The organism is Mariniradius saccharolyticus AK6 (genome assembly GCF_000330725.2).
Taxonomy (GTDB): Bacteria; Bacteroidota; Bacteroidia; order Cytophagales; family Cyclobacteriaceae; genus Mariniradius; species Mariniradius saccharolyticus.
In genome coordinates this window covers 159,648-178,498 of sequence record NZ_AMZY02000009.1, presented here as the reverse complement: position 1 = coordinate 178,498, position 18,851 = coordinate 159,648, and the positions used below count along the sequence as shown (strand labels likewise).

Sequence of the window (18,851 nt, the reverse complement as noted above, 5' to 3'; positions counted from 1 at the left end):
CAGCTTTTTCTGATGGAGTGTTTAACGTATCAAAAAAGGTAGGTTTTCAAATTCTACAAATAGAATTAAATTAAGGTATTGCATATTATTACGATTTTTTCGTAGATTGCCGACATGGTAAGGAAATCTTTTTGTCTTGCGGCGGTATTGATGTTTTGTAATGCTTGCCTTGGTAGCTATTCGGAAGGTGAGCGACTGTTTCGCAGCGCGCGATACCAAGAGGCAATCGGTGAGTTTTCCCGAAGTCTCTTTCTCAATGTCAACGATCTAAAGACCCTTCATTTGAGGGCAAGGTCCTACGAGGAGTTGGGGGAGTTTGAAAAAGCCGTGGAAGACTACCGAACGATTCTTTACCACGAGCCAACTTACGCACAGGCTTTGGCTGGAATCGGTAAGATATTCTGGAAGAAAGAGGACTATAAAAATGCCGAGAAATATCTCCTGCTGGCCGCCAAACAGGACGGTGAGGATTTTGAAATCCTACTGCTACTCGGCCGGGCCATGTTGATGAATGAAAACTACAACAGTGCTGATGAATTTCTCCAACTCGCCAAAGAACTCAATCCAAAACACGCGGGGGTGTATTTTTACCAAGGAATGGCACGGTCCCAAATCGGTGATGTACTCGGTGCGGCTGGTTCATTTAACATGTGTCTGAAATACGACCCCGAAAACCTTACTGCCCGCTACAACCGAGGACTGGTACTTTTACTCATTGGCCATACGACTTGGGCATTGGAGGATTTTGAAACCATTTTGCAGAGCAACCCAAGCCATATTGAAGCCCTTGCGCGACGGGGCCATGCCAAAATTCGACTTCAGGATCCTTCCGGCTGCGCAGACCTACAGCAAGCCGCGCATAAGGGAAGTCTTTACGCGCAATTGCATCTGGACGGGTGCTAGGAAGTAAGGATGTTGGGAAGATGGGAAGCGGCGAAGCAAGTTGAGGATTTGAAAATCATGTTGAGACTGCCTGATGGTTTCAGGGCTTCAACTTCTAGGAAAATGAGCTATCCCGGAAAACAAACAGCCACCCATTTCGAGGTGGCTGCAGATTTTCAAAAAAGGCTTTACGATTACCTGATTGTCATGTCGTAGGGCATACGGACCATCAAACCTTCGTAGGTCTTGAGTTTCTCGACCTGATTGTATATCGGATAAAGATCACCCATTTGGTGTTTTCTGTACATGACCTGCACATCATTGGTGAATTGGCTCATGAAGCGCTCAAACCAGGGTTTTTGGATTGGGTAATAGACTACCCGATAGTCATCAGCAACACCAGCTTTCTTGGCAGCGATTTCGATAGCGTCTTCCAAATCTCCCAAGATATCCACAAGCCCATTTTCCTTTGCCTGATTGCCCGTCCAAACGCGTCCGGACGCTATTTTCATGATTTCTTCCTTCGTTTTATTTCTGCCTTCGGCAACCCTCGTCAAGAAAACATCATACCCTTCTTCCACCTGCGCCTGGAAAATCGAGCGTTCGACATCGGTGATCTTCCGGGTGGGTGTGAGCATATCAGAAAGCTCGCCGGTCTTGACCACGTCGGTCGTGATACCTAGCTTGTTGTTCAGCAATCCCTGGGCATTGAACCACATCGCAAAAATACCGATCGAACCGGTAATCGTATTTGGCTGGGCAACAATCGTGTCTGCGGCAGCAGCGATGTAATAACCACCGGAAGCAGCTACCTCGCCCATAGACGCGATCACCGGTTTTTCCTTACTCGCCAATTCCAATTCCCTCCAAATCACTTCCGAAGCCAATGCCGAACCTCCTGGGGAGTTGACCCGTAGGACAATGGCCTTCACGTCCTTGTTTTTACGCGCATCGCGGATTTCCTTTTGAAAGGTTTCGGATCCTATTGAGCCCTCTGACCTTCCGCTCATGATGTCGCCCTCTGCCACTACCACCGCGATTCTATTTTTTGAAGTCCTATTTTTAGTCTTGACTGTGCTGTTGAGGTTGCTAACGTTTATAGTAGGTACTTTGTCATCTTGGGTGAGTCCTAGTTTCTCCTTCATGGCATCGATAACTTGGTCTTCGTACCATAGGTCATCGACCAGCTTGAAGTCTACAGCGTCCTTGACCTTCCTCACCAGCATTTTGTTACTGATATTGAAAAGCGTGTCGGCAGGTATCCCGCGGCTTTCCGCGATTTCTCCAATCATTACCTTATTGAGGTCGTTGAGGAAGGATTGGGTTTGGAGTCGGTTTTCCTCGCTCATTTTGTCCAAAATGAATGGCTCTACGGCGCTCTTGAAATCCCCTACCCTGAATACCTCGGGCTGCACTTCAAGTTTCTCGAACATCCCTTTGAAAAATACAATCTCAGAGGCAAAGCCGTTGAGCTCGATCAAACCCGATGGGTTCATGTACACTTTGTCAGCAACGGAAGACAGGTAATAGGCAGGCTCCGTGTAGTATTCACCATAACTATAGATGAATTTTCCCGACTCCTTGAAATCCAACAAGGCATCACGTAGTTCCTTCAGACCAGCTTGGCCAGCTGAGAACGTTCCAGCCTTCATGTAAATACCTTTGATATTTTCATTTTCCTTAGCGGCTTCGATCGCGGTCTTTAGACTAATCAGGCCTACCGTTGGCATTCCCCCGAAGCCAAAAGAGGAAAAGTCGGGTTCATCTTCATTGGCCCTTTCGACTAGGACCCTTCCCTCCAAGTTGAGCAAAAAGACAGAATTTTCACTGACACTGACTTCCTGTTCGGAAGAAGCAATCATTGCAATAAAGCCCGCCATGATGAAAAAGCTGATGACCGAAAAGACCAACAAGCCGACAATCACTGCGAGGACGTTTCCAAGAAATTTCATACAAGTTTCTATTTTGAGGCTAAAATACTCGTTTTTTGTAAATGCGCTTAATACACAATTTTCAACATGCAAAGTAAGCAAGTGGTTTTGATCATCGGTGGAAATTTGTACGACCGCATGGCTTTGATTGACCAATGCAGGAAATTACTGGCTGACTTTTTGGGTCCGGCATCTAAAGCAACTGCCGTTTACGAATCCGAAGCTTGGGGAGGAAAATCCTCCGGAAATTACCTCAATCAGGTTTTGGCATTCGATACGGAACTTTCTGCCATGGAAATCCTGGAGGGAATTCAATCCATCGAACAACAGCTGGGTCGCAGCAGGGAGGAGAAATGGGGAAACAGAACCATGGACATCGATATTCTCGCCTTAGGTGAAGAAGTCATCGAAACGGATTTGCTTTCCATTCCCCATCCTTTCCTCCACTTGAGGCGATTTGTATTGGTTCCCTTGGCGGAGATCCTGCCAAATTGGATACATCCTTTGCTGAGAAAATCCGCGAGTGAACTCTTGGAAGAGTGCCCGGACAACAGCCAAGTCTGGAAATTGAAATAAAAAAACCCGGCTGAACCGGGCTTTGTGAAGTCAAATGCTGGAAACTTCGGCTTCCTTGTGGATTTTTTTCACCAATCCCTGGAGCACCTTACCTGGGCCGCATTCGATAAAATGCGTCGCGCCATCAGCGACCATGTTTTGGACACTTTGAGTCCACTTCACCGGACCTGTCAGTTGCGCGATCAGGTTTTTCTTGATGGTATCTACGTCTGAGACAGCTATTGTGCTTACGTTTTGGTAAACCGGACAAATGGGCTTGCTAAAATGGGTGTTTTCGATGGCTTTTTGTAGTTTCTCCCGCGCAGGTTCCATCAAGGGAGAGTGGAAAGCACCGCCAACCGGAAGGGGAAGCGCACGCTTTGCACCAGCGTTTTTCATGACTTCGCAGGCAAGCTCAATGCCTCTATTGCTACCTGAAATTACGAGTTGACCTGGGCAATTGTAGTTGGCAGGAACCACGATCTCCTCTGTGATGCCCGCGCAAAGTTCCTCCACTTTTTCATCCTCCAATCCCAAAATGGCCGCCATTCCCGAAGGATTGATTTCGCAGGCTTCCTGCATGGCTAATGCCCGTTGGTAGACGAGTTTCAAACCGTCTTCGAATGCCAATGCGCCATTGGCTACCAAAGCGGAAAACTCGCCCAAGGAATGACCTGCCACCATATCGGGCTTGAAATCCGGGGAGCACTTTGCCAGAATTACTGAGTGGAGGAAAATCGCGGGTTGGGTCACCCTAGTTTGCTTCAGTTCCTCCTCAGTACCATTGAACATGATATCCGAAATCCTGAATCCAAGAATATCGTTGGCTGATTCGAAAAGCCTTTTTGCTTCCTCATTGCCTTCGTAAAGTTCCTTTCCCATACCGGGAAATTGTGCTCCTTGTCCAGGAAAAACATATGCTTTCATAATTGGTGGTTTTTGGATAAGGCGCAAATATACCAAAATCTCGCTGAAGCACATTTACCAGCATTCGGCCGTAGTAGCCTCCCCGGCAATTTCAATTGAATAATTCTCGTTTGGAGGGGAATGACTTTCGGTTAATTTTAGCAACACAAACCCAAATTCCCATGAGCGTTTTCCCTCGATTTTTGATCTTCAGCTTTCTCCTTTTCTTATCGTTTGCTGGTTTTGCGCAAACTGACCTTGCGCGCTGGCAGCAACGTGCCGCACAGACGGAAATCATCCGCGATCAATGGGGAGTCCCACATGTGTATGGGAAAACAGATGCGGATGCTGTTTTTGGGATGGTCTACGCCCAATGCGAAGATGATTTCACCCGGGTTGAAAGCAACTACATCAACGCCATGGGAAGAATGGCGGAGGTAAAAGGGGTCAGCCACGTCTATCATGACCTTCGGATGAAGCTGTTTATCGACGAGGACATTGTGAAGGAGGAATTCAAAAACTCCCCGAAATGGCTGCAGGAATTGATGGTCGCATGGGCTGACGGGATCAATTTCTACCTCCATTCCAATCCGGAGGTGAAGCCACTTTTGATCACAAAATTTGAGCCTTGGATGGCGCTGACCTTTAGCGAAGGAAGCATCGGCGGGGACATTGAAACCATTGCCTTGAATCCGCTGCGCTCATTCTACGAAAAAGGCGAACCTTCTGCAATTGCCTTGGAAGAACGGGATTTCGAAATTGAACCAAAAGGCTCCAACGGATTTGCCATCGCACCGCAGCTTACCCAAAACGGGGATGCCTTGCTTCTGATCAATCCGCATACGTCCTTCTACTTCAGGCCGGAAATGCATATGGTCAGCGAAGAAGGATTGAACGCTTATGGTGCCGTGACTTGGGGACAGTTCTTTATTTATCAGGGGTTCAATGAGTACAACAGCTGGATACATACGTCCAGCAAGGCCGACGCGATCGATCATTATGCCTTGACTATGGAAGAAAAGGAGGGGAAGTATCACTATCGCTTCGGTGAGGACTGGCGACCTCTAAAGGAAAAAACGATCACACTGAAATACAAAGATGGAGATGGGTTTTCCGAAAAGAAGATCGTCGCCTACTACAGCCATCATGGCCCTGTGATTCGGGAAGAAAACGGAAAGTGGATTGCCATTTCACTGATGGTCGAACGGGTGAAAGCATTGACACAATCCTACACACGTACCAAAACCAAAAACCATCAGGAATTTCGCTCGACCATGGACCTGAAGACAAACTCATCCAACAACACGGTCTATGCCGACCGGGATGGAAATATTGCCTACTATCACGGCAACTTTATCCCGAAGAGAAACCCCGATTTCGACTGGCGTAATACAGTGGATGGCAGCAATCCCGATACAGATTGGCAGGGACTGCATAGCCTTGATGAGATGATTTTCATCTTCAACCCAAGGAATGGATGGATTCAAAACTGTAACTCTACTCCGTTTACTGCAGCAGGCCGATTCAGCCCAAAGAAGGAAAATTTCCCCGCCTATATGGCTTGGGATTTGGAAAACGCGCGGGGCCTGAATGCCGTGAGGGTGCTCGAAGACCAAAAAAACCTTACCCTTGAATCACTGATTACCATTGCTTATGAACCCACCCTGATGGCATTCAAGCCGCTGGTTCCATCCTTGGTCAAGGCCTTTGAAAACCTTCCTGATACGGATCTTCGCAAAATCCTATTGCTCCAGCCACTCGGAGTCTTGGCTTCTTGGGATTTGAAAACAGGGGTAGAATCCGTTGGAACGACCTTGGGCGTCTTTTGGGCAAATCAATTGATGGCAGATGCACGTGATCTGGAACGTCCCTGGGATGCCTATATCTTTGATTTTTTGGCCAAAGAGACTTCAGATGAAATGAAAATCGCAGCATTTGAAAAGGCCTTGGAAAGACTGAAATCCGACTTTGGAACCTGGGAAATGCCATGGGGCGAAGTGAATCGATTCCAGCGCATTTCAGGAGAGATCGAACCACGCTTTGATGACACACAAGCCAGTTTCCCCGTCGGAATGAACTCATCCATGTGGGGTTCACTGGCAGCTTATGGAAGCCGACCCTACCCAAATACAAAAAAATGGTATGGCAATGTCGGCAACAGCTTTGTGGCCGTGGTCGAATTTGGCGAAAAGGTGAAGGCAAAGAGCCTACTAGCCGGTGGCCAAAGCGGTGACCCTAGTTCTCCCCATTTTACAGATCAGGCGGAAATGTATGCACTCGGGAAGTTCAAGGACGTCAGTTTTTATCGCGAAGATGTTTTGAAAAACACAAAGAAAACCTATCGACCGGGAGAAAAATGAATAACCTTGTACAAAGAAGAACGTCTTTTTTCTATACAACAGAAGGAACCTATGATTGAAAGGCCCGGTATATAGAATCCACAAAAAATGGGATAGAACCACTTTTTATTTTCAAATGATATTTCTAAATTTGTCATATGAAAAATATAAAAAAGTATCCCGAGCTGACACCAGAAGATCCTTCACTGTTGAATGAGTTTCAGGCTTCCTATGATTCCCCAAGCACTTTTGTGGTCCAAAAAGGAGGAAAGACGACCAGCTACAATGTCCTAAAGGGCTACGGGTACTATCTAAAAAGCCTCAAAAATATTCAAAGCCTGACTGACGTTGGAGCACTGCTGGACAGGAATCTGACTTTTGCCGAGATTAATGACATTGTTAATTACTTGGATATGAAAATGATCGATGTTGCCAAATCCGCATCAGTGTCTCCGAGTACGGTTTCGAGATGGACAGCTGATAGCCCGATAGGTACTCCGGGTTCCTATCAGTTTTTCAAAATAGATGAAGCCATCAAAAAGGGGGTCGCATATTTTGGCAATCCAAGCCGATTAAAATCTTGGCTCAATAGCCCCAATTTGGCCTTGGGACAAGCACGCCCAGCTGACTTGATGGTGTCTTTGACGGGCATTGAGTTGGTACATGAGGCAATAGATGCCCTTCACTTTGGAAATGTCCTTTAGTCATGCTGCACTATTACCGCATGATGTCCGAAAAGTACTACCAAGAGCCCTACAGCAGTTCCTTATCCGGTGGCAGATGGAATCCAAAAGGCATGCCGATGATCTATGCCGGAAGTTCGGCGGCATTGGCAGCCTTGGAATACCTCTGCATCAAGGGGACGGCCGCCGCGCTTGAACCATGGTATGTGGTCATTTATGGAATAGATGATGTCTCCATGGTGGGTGCATTGGACAAAGACAGCCTGCCTGGAACTTGGGATATGTTGCCGCATGGAAACTCCACCCAGGAATTTGGAAGGCTTTGGTTAACCGAACGATCCTTTCCTTTTCTGAAAGTACCTTCTGCCCGGCTTCATCCTTCTTTCTACCCAGACGAGCACAATCTCTTGGTAAATCCGAACTTTCCCGGTATTCATGACCTTTTCAAAGTCGTAGACACGAGGAGGTTTGAGTATAAGCTTGGGGGTTAGCTATATTTCGATTGCTTCGAAATCGGGAAAAACATTACGACTTATCGATTCTCAACGGCCAATTGGCCAACCTTCACCAGCCCTTTTCCCAGGCAAACCAAATCAACCTGCCTCCAAAATAAATGAGGACGACGCCGACGAGGTAATTGAGCTTGGCCATGAGCTTGGCGGTGACAAAGCGGGAAAGCTGCTTGGCGATAAAGGCTTTGAGCAGGTCGATCACAAACACGGTCAACAAGATTCCCGTGTAGAACAGCCAAACTTCTGCCCTTCCAAACCCTTCTTTGAGATTAACCAAGCCGGCGATGGAAATCCAAAATAGCATCACAAAAGGATTGATACCATTGATGCTGAAACCCTTCATGAAGCCGGTCCGCTTTTTTGCTTTGGGAAGTGGAAATCCGCCCGAACTTGGTCGGCTGACTCGTTTTTTTAGCAGCGTACTGACACCAAATCCCACCAAAACCAGTCCTCCGACGAACCCGAGGACCACTTCAAAATGCGGATTGGAAGCGAAAATAGAGACGCTGAGGTACGTTAGAATGACATAAATCAGATCCGAAACCAATATCCCCAAGGCCAATACTGCTGCATACCTAAAGCCGTTTTCCAGACTGTTTTGGATCAAGGTGAAAAAAACGGGACCGATCATGGCCGACAGCAAAAGCCCGATACTCAGTCCCTCCGCAAAGGCCTGCATCATAGGCTAAGCCCTTTCTTGTCGAGAAACTGTAGCCAGTCCAGCATCTTGTCCCCTTTGAGTACGCGGGGAAACTTGTTTTGGCCACCTTCTTTACCGTGCATTTTCATCCAATCGTAGAAGTCCGAAGGTGATAGCACAGTAAGTTCGATTTTTTTCAAGGCATGTTTTCGCTCCACCACATAGTCATCGTTGAGCGTCTTGAGGTTATCATCGATTTGTTTCAATAGCACTTTTTGATCCACAGGATCGTCAGTGCCGACAAACCAATGGTGCTTAAACAAGCTTCCGTCGGGCAAGCCCAAAACGGTGAATTCCCGAATATTGAGGTTCATCTGCTCGGAAACCATTTCAACGGCTCGGTTCATATTGTCCATGGAGAGGTGCTCTCCGCAAAGGCTCAAAAACAGTTTAGTCCTGCCCGTGATGATGATCTCGCTTTCTTCTTTGGAGACAAAGCGAATGACGTCCCCAATCATGTAGCGCCACGCCCCTGCACAGGTACTGATCAATAAAGCATAATCTACTCCTTCCTCTACCTCGTTGATGTGGAGTGTTTTGACGCTTGGCCGCAATTCGCCCTCTTCGTCAAAGTTATCGTCGTTGTAGGGGACAAATTCATGGAAAATACCATTGTTGAGCACCAAGCGCATGGATTTACGATTCGGCAAAGCCTGAAAAGCCAAAAAGCCCTCTGAAGCCAAATAGGTCTCCATATAGATCAGTGGTTTTGCCAACAGCGTTTCAAAGCCCTTCCTGTAGGGTTCAAACGACACACCACCATGGACAAAAATCTGGAGATTGGGCCAGATGTCGTGGATGGTTTTCAGCTTGTACCGTTCGATAATTTTCTCCAACAAAATCTGCAACCAAGCCGGGACGCCCACAATGATGCCGATGTCCCATTTGTATGCCTTCTCGACAATCTGATCGAGTTTTTCACCCCAGTTTTTATTCTTCGAAATCTTCTTTCCCGGCTTGTAGAACCTTTGAAACCAAATCGGCAACTTGCCTGCAGTAATCCCGCTCAAATCTCCCGAAAAGTAAGTGCCATTGAACTCCAAATCCGTACTTCCTCCTAGCATCAGGATTCCTTTTGTGAACAGCTTATTCGGCAAATCATATTTCGAAAGGCTAAGTATCTGTCTCACGCCTGTCTTTCGGATGGCGTTGACCATATCTTTGGTGATAGGGATATATTTTGAAGTAGCTCCTGAGGTTCCCGAGGTCAAAGCAAAGTAGCGGATAGCCCCGGGCCAAGTGATATCCTCTTCCCCTTTCTTAAGGCGGTACCACCACTCTTTGTAGATTTTGTTGTAATCGTAGATCGGAACTTGGGAGGAGAAGGCGTCGTAAAAATCATCCTCTCCTTTTTTAAATTCACGTAAGATTCCCTCGAATTGGTACTTCCGGCCAAATTCCGTGTCCGCAGCCTTAATCAGGAGTTTTTTCAGCTCCTGTTTTTGAAGGTCGAGGGGCGAGCTATACTCCTGCTCCAAAGATTCCCTCAGTCTTATTCCTTTTTTTAGCAAGGTACCCAATATCGCCATATCTTTGTTTGAAAAGTGTAGGGCCAAATTTACTGGAATGAGCATTAAGGCAAACCTTTCTTCAATAAAAAACAGTTTTTATAATCCTGCCTGCTTGCTCATCGCCGTTAGCAAAACCCAGTCTAGTTCGGCGATCTTGGAAGCCTATGGCGCAGGGATACGTGATTTTGGGGAGAACAAAGTGCAGGAACTGACCGCTAAGCAAGCCGAACTTCCCGCAGATATCCGCTGGCATTTTATCGGCCACCTACAAACCAATAAAGTGAAATACATTGCGCCCTTTGTCCACCTGATTCATGGAGTGGACTCGTGGAAGCTGCTATTGGAGATCGACAAACAAGCCGAAAAATCAGGTCGTGTGGTTTCCTGCCTCCTGCAGATTCACATCGCCCAGGAAGAAACCAAGTTTGGTCTTGATCGGGAGGAACTACTGGCAATACTTCAAAACCCCGAACTTCAGCATCTGAAAAATGTGCGGATCATCGGCCTGATGGGAATGGCGAGTTTCACGGAGTATATACATCAAATCAGAACTGAGTTCAGATTCCTGAAAAACCTTTTTGACGAATGCAAATCCCTTCAGCTACCAGAAAACGTACAACTTTCAGAACTTTCCATGGGCATGAGCGGTGATTATCTGATTGCACAAGAAGAAGGAAGCACGATGGTAAGGATCGGAACGGCGATATTTGGAGAACGAAATTATACTAAACAGTGAAAAACAGAAATTACATGCAAATGGCTGCCATGCTAGGGATGTTGGCGGTGGGGATCGGCGCATTTGGAGCACATGGACTTGAGCCGACTTTGGAAGCCAACGGCCGCACAGAAACCTTCGAAACAGCCGTGAAGTACCATTTCTACCATTCCTTGGCAATCTTGGCGCTGGCAATTTGGCTTCAGGTACAGCCGAAGCATACATTTTTGAAATCGGTGATGGGTTTGTTGGTTTTGGGAATATTGATCTTCTCGGGTTCACTGTATGTGTTGTCCCTGACGGGTATCAACTGGCTGGGTGCCATTACACCCATCGGTGGTGTGGCTTTCATAGCAGGATGGTTTTGGTTATTTTGGTCGGCACGCAAACTCCAATCATGATCGAAAAGCGTCTAAAGACCGTCATTTTCCTTTTTGCTGGCCTGTGGTATTGCCAAAATACCTGGGCACAGGATCCGGAAATCCGCGCCCATTATGTCGGCTTGGATAACCTGCTGAATGAGCAGTCCTACTTTGGGAACCACTTCACAGGGTTTATGCTTTTTGACCTGGACAGCCAAAGGGTATTGTTTGAGAAAAACAGCCACCTCAATTTTATCCCCGCCTCAGTCACCAAGCTGCTGACCTTTTATGGAGGAATCTCGGTCCTTGGCGACCGCCTTGCCGCTTTTCGGTACGTCGAATCGGGTAAATCCGTCAAAATCTGGGGAACCGGATATCCGCTATGGCAATACCGTGACATGAAGCATCCCGATATAGATGCTTTCCTCGCCAAGTATGATACGGTCTATTTCTCCGATCAAAACTGGAAAGATGAGCCATATGGCTACGGCTGGCAATGGGACGATTTCTTTTATTCCTATTCTGTGGAAAAATCCGCCTTCCCGATCTACGGCAATTTCGTGACGTTCAAAAACTCCAATCGGGTTCCCAAACCGAATATTGCCTACTTCAACAAGCCCCTACAAGTCAGTGAAAAACCCAGCAAAGAGGTGATGCGGGAGCTTTGGGCTAACAATTTCTATTTCAATCCCGCCACCTACACAGCATCCGAATCAGAAGTACCCTTCATTACCTCAAGTGAACTTTTCGCCAGTTTGGTCTCCGAAAGGATCAAAAAGCCGGTCGTGGTGATCAAAGATTCAATCCCTAGCGAGCATCTGGTCTTTGAGGTCGAAGGAGCAAAAGAAGTATGGCAGGAAATGCTGCAGGAAAGTGACAATTTCCTCGCGGAGCAGCTACTGTTGATGGCAGGCGAATACCAAACGGGTGAATTGAATACCGAACGCGCCATCGATTATATCCAAAAAACATTCCTATGGGACCTTCCCGACCAACCAAATTGGATGGACGGTTCAGGCCTTTCTCGCAACAACCTGGTCACTCCCCGGGCCATGATCCAATTGATGGTAAAGCTCGAACAACTCATCCCAAGGGAGGAATTGAAAAACCTGCTCGCGGTAGGTGGTGTCAGCGGGACGTTAAAAAACACATACAAAGCCTCGAGCCCTTATATTTTTGCAAAAACAGGAACGCTCAGCAATAACCACAATCTGGTGGGAATTATCAAAACCGACTCAGGAAAACACTTGGCCTTCGCATTTATGAACAACAATTACCTCCAAAAAGCCTCCGAAGTCCGCCGGGAAATGGAGAAGGTGATGGGGTATGTGAAGCAGCATTTTTAAACCCGGTAAATTGGAAACATGAAGATCGAAAATGCGAGATTTGACTTTTCATCCCCGAGGGAGAAAGAAAAAGAAGAATCGCCGAAATCAGGTCATTGAGCTACAACGAAAGGTTGGAGAGACTTTTCGCATTACTTGAGGTTTCCAAAATGTTTGCGAACGGGAAGGTTGTGAAGCGTGAGTAAAAATTTCCACGTGATAATTGTGCGAAGAGAAAGAAGCATTTATTGGGATTCTCTATTGCGTTTGTCGGAATACCCTATTTTTGAAAAGAAATTTCCCAATCATGAACAAACGCCATTTCCTCAAATCCACTCTACTGGGACTTGGGGCTTTTCCATTGCTATCCTTTGGCGAGCATTCCGAGGATTCGCCAAAACTCCTCCTTCCCAAACCTTTGCAAAAAGGAGACACCGTCGGCCTCATCAGCCCTTCTGCGGCCACCTCTGAGCGGATTCAGTTTGACTTTGCCAAGGAAGCACTAGAGGCTTTGGGATTTCAGGTGAAATTGGGGGAAAACCTCAAAAATCGGCGCGGTCACCTTGCAGGCTCGGATGCAGAGCGCGCTGAAGATCTCAACACCATGTTTGCCGACCCGGATGTAAAAGCAGTAATATGTATTCGCGGAGGCTCGGGCGCTGCGAGGATTCTTCCCCTGATCGACTACGAAACGATCAAAAAGAACCCAAAACCGATCTTGGGATATTCGGACATCACCGCGCTGCATTGTGCCATCCATAGCCAAACTGGCCTTGTTACCTTCCACGGACCCAACGGTTCCGGAAGTTGGAACAACTTCAATGTCAGTCAATTCCAAAAAATGTTCTTTGACCAATCCCTTGTCACATTCGTCAACGAGCAGGTGAAGGGAGACGATCTTGTCGTCAAACAGAACCGCACGCAAACCTTAGGTCCCGGCACCGCTCAAGGGAAAATCCTAGGTGGAAATCTAACGGTCTTGGTATCCCTATCAGGAACCCCCTATTTCCCGGATTTCAAAGATGCCATCCTTTTTATCGAAGATATCGGCGAGGATCCTTACAAAATCGACAGGATGATGAGTACCCTTGCGCTGAATGGAACGCTTTCAAAAATCAAAGGCTTTATTTTCGGCCAATGCAGCGACTGTAATCCGGGCGGTGGCTACGGTTCCCTGACTTTGGATGACATCCTTGACGACTATATCCTACCACTGGGAATTCCTGCATACAAGGGTGCCATGATCGGCCACGTAGCAAAACAATTCATCGTTCCGGTCGGCGCGAAAGTGGAAATGGACGCGACCCAAGGCACTTTCCGCATGCTGGAACCCGTTTTTCCTAAATGACATCAACCATGAAATACCTTTGGATATTCGCTTTTCTGATTACGACACTATTCCTTGATTGTATGGAAAAACCCGTAGATAATCCCATAATCCAAAACAAGCCTGCGACCTATTTGGCCCTCGGCGATTCCTACACCATCGGCGAAGGCGTTCCCGAAAATGAAAGATACCCCAACCAAGCGGTAGATCTTTTGAATGCGAAGGATATTCAGATCCAAAAACCCTTGATCATTGCCCGTACGGGTTGGACAACCGACGAACTGGGTGAGGGGATCAAGAATGCCAACATCGCGGGCAATACCTACGATTGGGTGACGCTGCTGATCGGCGTCAACAACCAATACCGCGGCAGACCCATTGAGAACTATCGTGCTGAATTCAAAACACGATTGGAACAAGCAATCACTTTTGCAAAAGGAAATCCAAAACGCGTCGTGGTACTGTCCATTCCCGACTGGGGAATAACGCCTTTTGCAACCGCAAGAGGCACAGACCAAGCCAAGGTTGCCAGGGAAATTGACGCCTACAATGCTGCAAAAGCGGAAATCACCAAACAACTCGGCGCGCATTATATTGACATCACCGATCACTATCGTGAAGTGGGTGCCAAACCCGAAAGTGTCGTCGCAGACCAACTCCATCCCAGTGGATTGATCTACAGGGCTTGGGCAGAGAAACTCGAAAAGGTTATTCAGTCGGAAATGCAATCCTCAGAAAAGTGATCTGGTCTGCATTTTTCGCAAACTATTTCTTGAAGATTAGTAAAAACGAATTACCGTTTCAATCACAAGCAAACTAAATTGACACCATGAAAATCCATTTACTGCTTTTCTCCTTGCTGATATTGGGAATGATTTCCTGCAAAACCGCCACCAAAAACAAGGCTCTGAATACCGTGGAAAAGACATTTTGGATCAATAGCGCAAAACTTCCCTGCCAGGGCGTCGGTCCGATGTCTTGCCTGCAGGTACAGGATGGCGAAAAAATCGAAGAAGGCAAATGGCAAAATTTCTTCAGCAACATCGAGGGATTTGAGTATGAGCCGGGAAATATTTACAGGATTGTCGTGGCGGTGGAGCAGCTTCCCCCTCCTATTCCGGCCGATGCTTCGAGTTTGCGGTACAGGTTGGTCAAGGTCATATCCAAAACCGCAGACAAGACCTTGGCGATTACGGACATTTGGTTGGTGGAAAAAGTCGGTGAATACGAAAAGCCAAAAGGCATGGGCGACAAATCACTCACCTTCGAATTCAATGCCTCGGAGCGCCGGATGTATGGTTTCTCCGGCTGCAATACCTTGCGCGGTCCGATCACAAAACTAACGGAAACGGAACTCGAATTCGGAAACCTCGCCAGCACAATGATGGCCTGTGGCCAAGCCAATATGGAACTGGAGCGGGCGGTGTCCAATGCCTTTTCCCAAACAAAAAAATACAAGTGGGACGGCATGCTGCTGACGCTGATAGGCGCAGGCAACGAGGTCCTGATGGTGCTACGAAAAGTAGATTGATGCGCTCAACCCATGCTCAAAGGCGAGGCTAAAGGGAAACCTAAAGCCTCCGCTTGTTCGGGTTCAAATTGACGTAGCCGATAAGCTCGTCGTAGCGGGAACCCATATCACGGTAGTAGAGGAAAACCTCGTATTCGTTTTCCGTTTCAAAGTAATTGCCTTCCAATTTGCCGGTATCGAACCCATCCTTGGTCAGGTAGGCATATTGATAGTCATACCAGCCTTGCTTGAGCAAAAGCGTAGCCTGATAGGTATTCGTCTTGTTGTTCAATTCCATCTTGGCGGTGGGTTCCTTGCCCCAGCGACTCATGGATCCGATGATATAGGGAGTTTCGGTCACTCCAGCCGCAGAAAGGTTGAACGTCACCAACATGTACTCGCTTTCGCGTTCGTAATTTTGTCGCTCCATGTTCATGACCGCATATTGGCCGTTGATGTCGAGGTATTCGGAATAGACTGATTGAGTACGGATTTTGTCCGTTCCCGCTTCGGCAAAAACCACATCCTCCTCCATTTTGACAGCGGCCACGTTCAGCCCCCTGGCACGTACAAATCGCAGGTCGACAAACCTGAATTCATTCCCTGCCCAAAAGGTATTGCTCCCATCAAACAACTGGTATTCGATCATCTTGATGTCCTCCCTAATCATCGTCGGATTGGGAAGCACACGCGCATTGTCCCAGCGTTGGTTTTGGCGGATAAAGACCCTCAGGTTGTTTTTCGGATCAAACAATTCCCGGCTTTTGTAATTGACATTGACGTTGATCTGCTGGACTTGGCGGCGGTTTTCGGTTTGGGCGGGTGGCACGATTTGCGCACCGAGTGCAAGACCTTTTTGATAGACCATAAACCGCTTGGTCAGGACCATTTGGTTTTGGTCCCTGCCCCGATAGACCAACACGGCGTAATTTCCGGATTTCCTGACCCGCGGCAACACGAACTGGTATTGGATGTAGGGGATACGCGTATCAATGGAGTAATTGTACTCTTGGACATTGAACTCGTTGTATTCACTCAAAATCTCCGGGTCCTTGAGGTCGGAGGGTGTCCAGTCAAAATTGCAGTGAACAATCTTAACCGAATACATATCAGGGTCATATGCCAAATCATCAAAAACCAACCTGAGCGACATACCCCCGAGTTCGACCACAGGCGACATCATCTGGGCCTCGTAGTCGGGCAGGTTTGGAAACAGCCGCGCCGATTGGATGTTTTCTTCGAATACCTTGTCTTCATAGACAACCTTCTGTTTTTGGGAAAAAGCAGCATGGCAAACAAAAAAACCAAACAGTAGAAATATGTTGAGCGATTTGATAATGACTTTATCCATAATTCAATGATAGAAAAAACTACGCTTTTGTCCTAAGACAATCCCTTTGCGATTGATGTGTTGCGAAAATCACTCTAAGGGTAATCACATTCAGAATCCCAAAAACAATACCAAACCTACACGAATTTGCAATCTTCAGGGTGTTCAACTATATTCCGTTTTGGTATTTGACGGGGAATACCAATTTCATCCCAACAATTGTCGTGGATGGAAAGAAAGAAAGGGTGGAATTGCATCCGCGATGAATATCGGGGTTTATTTGGTTTTGTTTCATCTTTCCAGGAAATGTAATGTAAGAACCGAAATCCTATATCATAGAACGGCTAAGCTACTGCTAGGAAAGGAACTAAATGAACATTTTTAGAATGACAACGACTAAAAAAAATTGGTCTCAGATAATTATGTGGTGGGAAATTAGAAGGATACCCTACAATATCATTATGTATCTCGTTGGACTGTTGAGTTTTCAAATCGGTTATGTGACTATTCCGCTTGTTTATCTGGTTCTCGGACTAGGCCTAAATGCTCTTTATACTTTTGGATGGATAGTTGAATTACTAGTTAGCAACAAACTGGCGGAAAAAGATAGAATGATCTATTATCCGAAGTATGCGTTTGCCACTTATTTGACCATTTCAACGGTAGTAGTTTTTGCCATCTCCATTTTAATTTCGATTGGATAATAGGATCGAAATTAAAATCAAGAAACAGAAATATTAACGAAAGAGACTTGGGTGATGAAAACAGCCTCCAATTTAACACACACCCCTTCCGAGTTTCGGTAAATCATTCTAAAGAAATTCACCTTCAATATACCTAACCTCGGTATGCAATAACAAAGGTGGTCGGTTAATTTCGTAAACCCCATTCAACCCTCGCCACGACTTCCAAAGCAACAAACCTTAAATTTTTTTCTTGACAACTTGTCAAGATGACTTTATCTTTAGATAAAATTATGTTCCATGACCTTAACCATGCACATTGGAGAGTTCAAGGCACGGTTTTCCGAAGTCGTCGAGCTGGTACGCGAAGGTGCGGTAATCAAGGTCGTCAAAGGAAAATCCAGTGAACTCGTAGGCTATTTTGGCGTGAGCAACAAGCCTGAAAAGACCAGCACTCGCAAGCTTGGATTTTTCAATGACCAAGATGTGGTGATCAAAAAAGAGGACATGCAATGGACTGATGAGGAACTTTCCGAGATGGGGCTATGAGGTATTTGCTGGATACGCATGTGGTTCTTTGGATTGCTTTCGATGATACCCAAATCAGCCAAAAAGCCAGAGATATCTTGTTGACCGACGATACAGAGATTTACCTCAGTGCCATCAGCATTTGGGAAATCTGCATCAAATACCGCCTCGGCAAGTTGGATCTCAAAAACCATACACCCGAAACGCTGGTAGATGGGTTCAAGCGGAATTTCGAATGTAGGTTCCTAGACTTGGAATTCGACGATGCAGTTTCATTTTTCAATCTCAATGCGGACCACCACAAGGACCCTTTTGACCGGATGTTGGTTTGGCAGGCGCTGCAACATCGGCTCTGCATCATCTCAAACGACGAAAAAATCCATGCCTACAAGGACACAGGATTGAAACTAATCTGGTAATTGAAGCTTTTTTTGAATATCTTTTTGAGCAGGTTGAAAACTCACTACGCAGTCCTTGTCCCCGTCTAGTCGTAGAATGACGCAGGCGCTACGCGTAGAATTACGTCAGCGATGATTCTCGGGACCCGCCTAGGCAAAAGCAAAAGTCTCAATTAGGATTGGGCGCGATCCTGCCGCTCAAAACGGAGTATTGGAAAAAACTTATATTTGCAATATGAACCTGGACAACTCAAGCATAGAATCAATCAAACAATACTTTAGGATGAAACCCGTCCTAAAGGCTTATTTGTTTGGATCATTTGCAAGAGGACAAGCTAACGATCAAAGTGATATCGATATCCTCGTCGAACTCGACTACTCTCAAAAAATCGGCCTTGGATTCGTCCAAATGCAACTTGACCTCGAGAAAATTCTAAAAACCAAGGTTGATTTGGTCTCTTACGACAGTTTGTCGAAGTATATCAAACCTCACGTTGATAGCGAAAAGCAATTGATCTATGCGAGGCAAATTGGGTGACAAGGCGCGACTTAGCCCACCAAGTCGTAAAATGGCGTAGGCGCTAGGCGTTATTTGAGATTAAGCCTTTGTATCAAAACGGTATTTGTAATTCACCTGATATCAAACTATATTCC

General features: G+C 46.5%; 20 protein-coding genes. 15 read left to right on the top strand and 5 right to left on the bottom strand.

What is annotated here, in order from left to right; genetic code table 11:
• The first annotated feature begins 114 nt into the window (after positions 1-114).
• Positions 115-903: a tetratricopeptide repeat protein gene (locus tag C943_RS08560; protein ID WP_040479715.1), complete on the top strand. Its 789-nt coding sequence runs from the start codon at positions 115-117 to the stop codon at positions 901-903.
• A gap of 57 nt (positions 904-960) precedes the next feature.
• The gene (locus C943_RS08555) at positions 961-1,098 is read left to right on the top strand and encodes a hypothetical protein (RefSeq protein ID WP_157198486.1); all 138 of its coding nucleotides are present in this window, start codon (positions 961-963) and stop codon (positions 1,096-1,098) included.
• Here the strand turns inward: C943_RS08555 and sppA are convergent.
• Positions 1,077-2,834 (bottom strand): signal peptide peptidase SppA, encoded by a 1,758-nt coding sequence (gene sppA, locus C943_RS08550; RefSeq protein ID WP_008626595.1) that lies wholly within the window; start codon positions 2,832-2,834, stop codon positions 1,077-1,079. The genes C943_RS08555 and sppA overlap by 22 nt on opposite strands.
• Before the next feature lie 66 nt (positions 2,835-2,900).
• On the opposite strand from sppA, the gene folK reads away from it, so the two are divergent.
• Positions 2,901-3,389, top strand: coding sequence for a 2-amino-4-hydroxy-6-hydroxymethyldihydropteridine diphosphokinase (gene folK, locus C943_RS08545; protein ID WP_008626594.1), 489 nt, complete (start codon positions 2,901-2,903; stop codon positions 3,387-3,389).
• Positions 3,390-3,419: 30 nt separating this feature from the next.
• Here folK and fabD read toward each other — a convergent pair whose 3' ends face one another.
• Positions 3,420-4,295 (bottom strand): ACP S-malonyltransferase, encoded by an 876-nt coding sequence (fabD, locus tag C943_RS08540; RefSeq protein WP_008626592.1) that lies wholly within the window; start codon positions 4,293-4,295, stop codon positions 3,420-3,422.
• A gap of 161 nt (positions 4,296-4,456) precedes the next feature.
• Here fabD and C943_RS08535 point away from each other — a divergent pair, with 161 nt between their 5' ends.
• The 3 genes from C943_RS08535 (at position 4,457) to C943_RS08525 (ending at position 7,787) form a co-directional block, all read left to right on the top strand.
• Positions 4,457-6,634 (top strand): penicillin acylase family protein, encoded by a 2,178-nt coding sequence (locus C943_RS08535; RefSeq protein ID WP_008626589.1) that lies wholly within the window; start codon positions 4,457-4,459, stop codon positions 6,632-6,634.
• 137 nt (positions 6,635-6,771) lie between these two features.
• Positions 6,772-7,317: an antitoxin Xre/MbcA/ParS toxin-binding domain-containing protein gene (locus C943_RS08530; RefSeq protein ID WP_008626587.1), complete on the top strand. Its 546-nt coding sequence runs from the start codon at positions 6,772-6,774 to the stop codon at positions 7,315-7,317.
• Positions 7,318-7,319: 2 nt separating this feature from the next.
• A complete protein-coding gene (locus C943_RS08525) occupies positions 7,320-7,787 on the top strand; it encodes an RES family NAD+ phosphorylase (protein WP_008626585.1) in 468 nt (155 codons plus the stop codon).
• A gap of 73 nt (positions 7,788-7,860) precedes the next feature.
• Here the strand turns inward: C943_RS08525 and C943_RS08520 are convergent, their stop codons facing one another.
• Together C943_RS08520 and C943_RS08515 are read right to left on the bottom strand one after the other, a co-directional pair.
• Positions 7,861-8,490 (bottom strand): LysE family translocator, encoded by a 630-nt coding sequence (locus C943_RS08520; protein WP_008626583.1) that lies wholly within the window; start codon positions 8,488-8,490, stop codon positions 7,861-7,863.
• Positions 8,487-10,037: a GH3 family acyl-acid amido synthetase gene (locus tag C943_RS08515; RefSeq protein WP_008626581.1), complete on the bottom strand. Its 1,551-nt coding sequence runs from the start codon at positions 10,035-10,037 to the stop codon at positions 8,487-8,489. Before C943_RS08515 ends, C943_RS08520 begins: the two co-directional genes overlap by 4 nt.
• A gap of 37 nt (positions 10,038-10,074) precedes the next feature.
• On the opposite strand from C943_RS08515, the gene C943_RS08510 reads away from it, so the two are divergent.
• The 6 genes from C943_RS08510 to C943_RS21380 all read left to right on the top strand — a co-directional run bounded on the left by C943_RS08510 (position 10,075) and on the right by C943_RS21380 (position 15,279).
• Positions 10,075-10,755: a YggS family pyridoxal phosphate-dependent enzyme gene (locus tag C943_RS08510; protein WP_008626578.1), complete on the top strand. Its 681-nt coding sequence runs from the start codon at positions 10,075-10,077 to the stop codon at positions 10,753-10,755.
• Between the two features lie 14 nt (positions 10,756-10,769).
• Complete coding sequence (locus tag C943_RS08505; RefSeq protein ID WP_008626576.1) at positions 10,770-11,135, top strand: DUF423 domain-containing protein; 366 nt, start codon at positions 10,770-10,772, stop codon at positions 11,133-11,135.
• Positions 11,132-12,442, top strand: a complete 1,311-nt coding sequence (locus tag C943_RS08500; protein ID WP_008626574.1) for a D-alanyl-D-alanine carboxypeptidase — start codon at positions 11,132-11,134, stop codon at positions 12,440-12,442. The genes C943_RS08505 and C943_RS08500 overlap by 4 nt, the downstream gene beginning before the upstream one ends.
• 286 nt (positions 12,443-12,728) lie before the next feature.
• Positions 12,729-13,769: a S66 peptidase family protein gene (locus tag C943_RS08495; RefSeq protein WP_040479712.1), complete on the top strand. Its 1,041-nt coding sequence runs from the start codon at positions 12,729-12,731 to the stop codon at positions 13,767-13,769.
• A gap of 8 nt (positions 13,770-13,777) precedes the next feature.
• Positions 13,778-14,491 (top strand): SGNH/GDSL hydrolase family protein, encoded by a 714-nt coding sequence (locus C943_RS08490; protein WP_157198484.1) that lies wholly within the window; start codon positions 13,778-13,780, stop codon positions 14,489-14,491.
• Positions 14,492-14,577: 86 nt separating this feature from the next.
• A complete protein-coding gene (locus tag C943_RS21380; RefSeq protein ID WP_008626568.1) occupies positions 14,578-15,279 on the top strand; it encodes a DUF4377 domain-containing protein in 702 nt (233 codons plus the stop codon).
• A gap of 40 nt (positions 15,280-15,319) precedes the next feature.
• Here the strand turns inward: C943_RS21380 and C943_RS08480 are convergent, their stop codons facing one another.
• Entirely contained in the window at positions 15,320-16,609 is a 1,290-nt protein-coding gene (locus C943_RS08480) for a type IX secretion system plug protein (RefSeq protein ID WP_008626567.1), read from the bottom strand.
• A gap of 962 nt (positions 16,610-17,571) precedes the next feature.
• On the opposite strand from C943_RS08480, the gene C943_RS08465 reads away from it, so the two are divergent.
• From C943_RS08465 to C943_RS08455, 3 genes are all read left to right on the top strand, one after another.
• Positions 17,572-17,820, top strand: coding sequence for a hypothetical protein (locus tag C943_RS08465; protein WP_008626564.1), 249 nt, complete (start codon positions 17,572-17,574; stop codon positions 17,818-17,820).
• Positions 17,817-18,218, top strand: a complete 402-nt coding sequence (locus C943_RS08460; protein ID WP_008626562.1) for a type II toxin-antitoxin system VapC family toxin — start codon at positions 17,817-17,819, stop codon at positions 18,216-18,218. The genes C943_RS08465 and C943_RS08460 overlap by 4 nt, the downstream gene beginning before the upstream one ends.
• Before the next feature lie 214 nt (positions 18,219-18,432).
• Positions 18,433-18,735: a nucleotidyltransferase family protein gene (locus C943_RS08455; protein ID WP_040479702.1), complete on the top strand. Its 303-nt coding sequence runs from the start codon at positions 18,433-18,435 to the stop codon at positions 18,733-18,735.
• The last annotated feature ends 116 nt before the right edge of the window (positions 18,736-18,851 follow it).

Coding starts and splice junctions, on each gene's coding strand:
- C943_RS08560 (WP_040479715.1), top strand. CDS start 115: ATGGTAAGGAAATCTTTTTGTCTTGCGGCGGTATTGATGTTTTGTAAT.
- C943_RS08555 (WP_157198486.1), top strand. CDS start 961: ATGTTGAGACTGCCTGATGGTTTCAGGGCTTCAACTTCTAGGAAAATG.
- sppA (WP_008626595.1), bottom strand. CDS start 2,834: ATGAAATTTCTTGGAAACGTCCTCGCAGTGATTGTCGGCTTGTTGGTC.
- folK (WP_008626594.1), top strand. CDS start 2,901: ATGCAAAGTAAGCAAGTGGTTTTGATCATCGGTGGAAATTTGTACGAC.
- fabD (WP_008626592.1), bottom strand. CDS start 4,295: ATGAAAGCATATGTTTTTCCTGGACAAGGAGCACAATTTCCCGGTATG.
- C943_RS08535 (WP_008626589.1), top strand. CDS start 4,457: ATGAGCGTTTTCCCTCGATTTTTGATCTTCAGCTTTCTCCTTTTCTTA.
- C943_RS08530 (WP_008626587.1), top strand. CDS start 6,772: ATGAAAAATATAAAAAAGTATCCCGAGCTGACACCAGAAGATCCTTCA.
- C943_RS08525 (WP_008626585.1), top strand. CDS start 7,320: ATGCTGCACTATTACCGCATGATGTCCGAAAAGTACTACCAAGAGCCC.
- C943_RS08520 (WP_008626583.1), bottom strand. CDS start 8,490: ATGATGCAGGCCTTTGCGGAGGGACTGAGTATCGGGCTTTTGCTGTCG.
- C943_RS08515 (WP_008626581.1), bottom strand. CDS start 10,037: ATGGCGATATTGGGTACCTTGCTAAAAAAAGGAATAAGACTGAGGGAA.
- C943_RS08510 (WP_008626578.1), top strand. CDS start 10,075: ATGAGCATTAAGGCAAACCTTTCTTCAATAAAAAACAGTTTTTATAAT.
- C943_RS08505 (WP_008626576.1), top strand. CDS start 10,770: ATGCAAATGGCTGCCATGCTAGGGATGTTGGCGGTGGGGATCGGCGCA.
- C943_RS08500 (WP_008626574.1), top strand. CDS start 11,132: ATGATCGAAAAGCGTCTAAAGACCGTCATTTTCCTTTTTGCTGGCCTG.
- C943_RS08495 (WP_040479712.1), top strand. CDS start 12,729: ATGAACAAACGCCATTTCCTCAAATCCACTCTACTGGGACTTGGGGCT.
- C943_RS08490 (WP_157198484.1), top strand. CDS start 13,778: ATGAAATACCTTTGGATATTCGCTTTTCTGATTACGACACTATTCCTT.
- C943_RS21380 (WP_008626568.1), top strand. CDS start 14,578: ATGAAAATCCATTTACTGCTTTTCTCCTTGCTGATATTGGGAATGATT.
- C943_RS08480 (WP_008626567.1), bottom strand. CDS start 16,609: ATGGATAAAGTCATTATCAAATCGCTCAACATATTTCTACTGTTTGGT.
- C943_RS08465 (WP_008626564.1), top strand. CDS start 17,572: ATGACCTTAACCATGCACATTGGAGAGTTCAAGGCACGGTTTTCCGAA.
- C943_RS08460 (WP_008626562.1), top strand. CDS start 17,817: ATGAGGTATTTGCTGGATACGCATGTGGTTCTTTGGATTGCTTTCGAT.
- C943_RS08455 (WP_040479702.1), top strand. CDS start 18,433: ATGAACCTGGACAACTCAAGCATAGAATCAATCAAACAATACTTTAGG.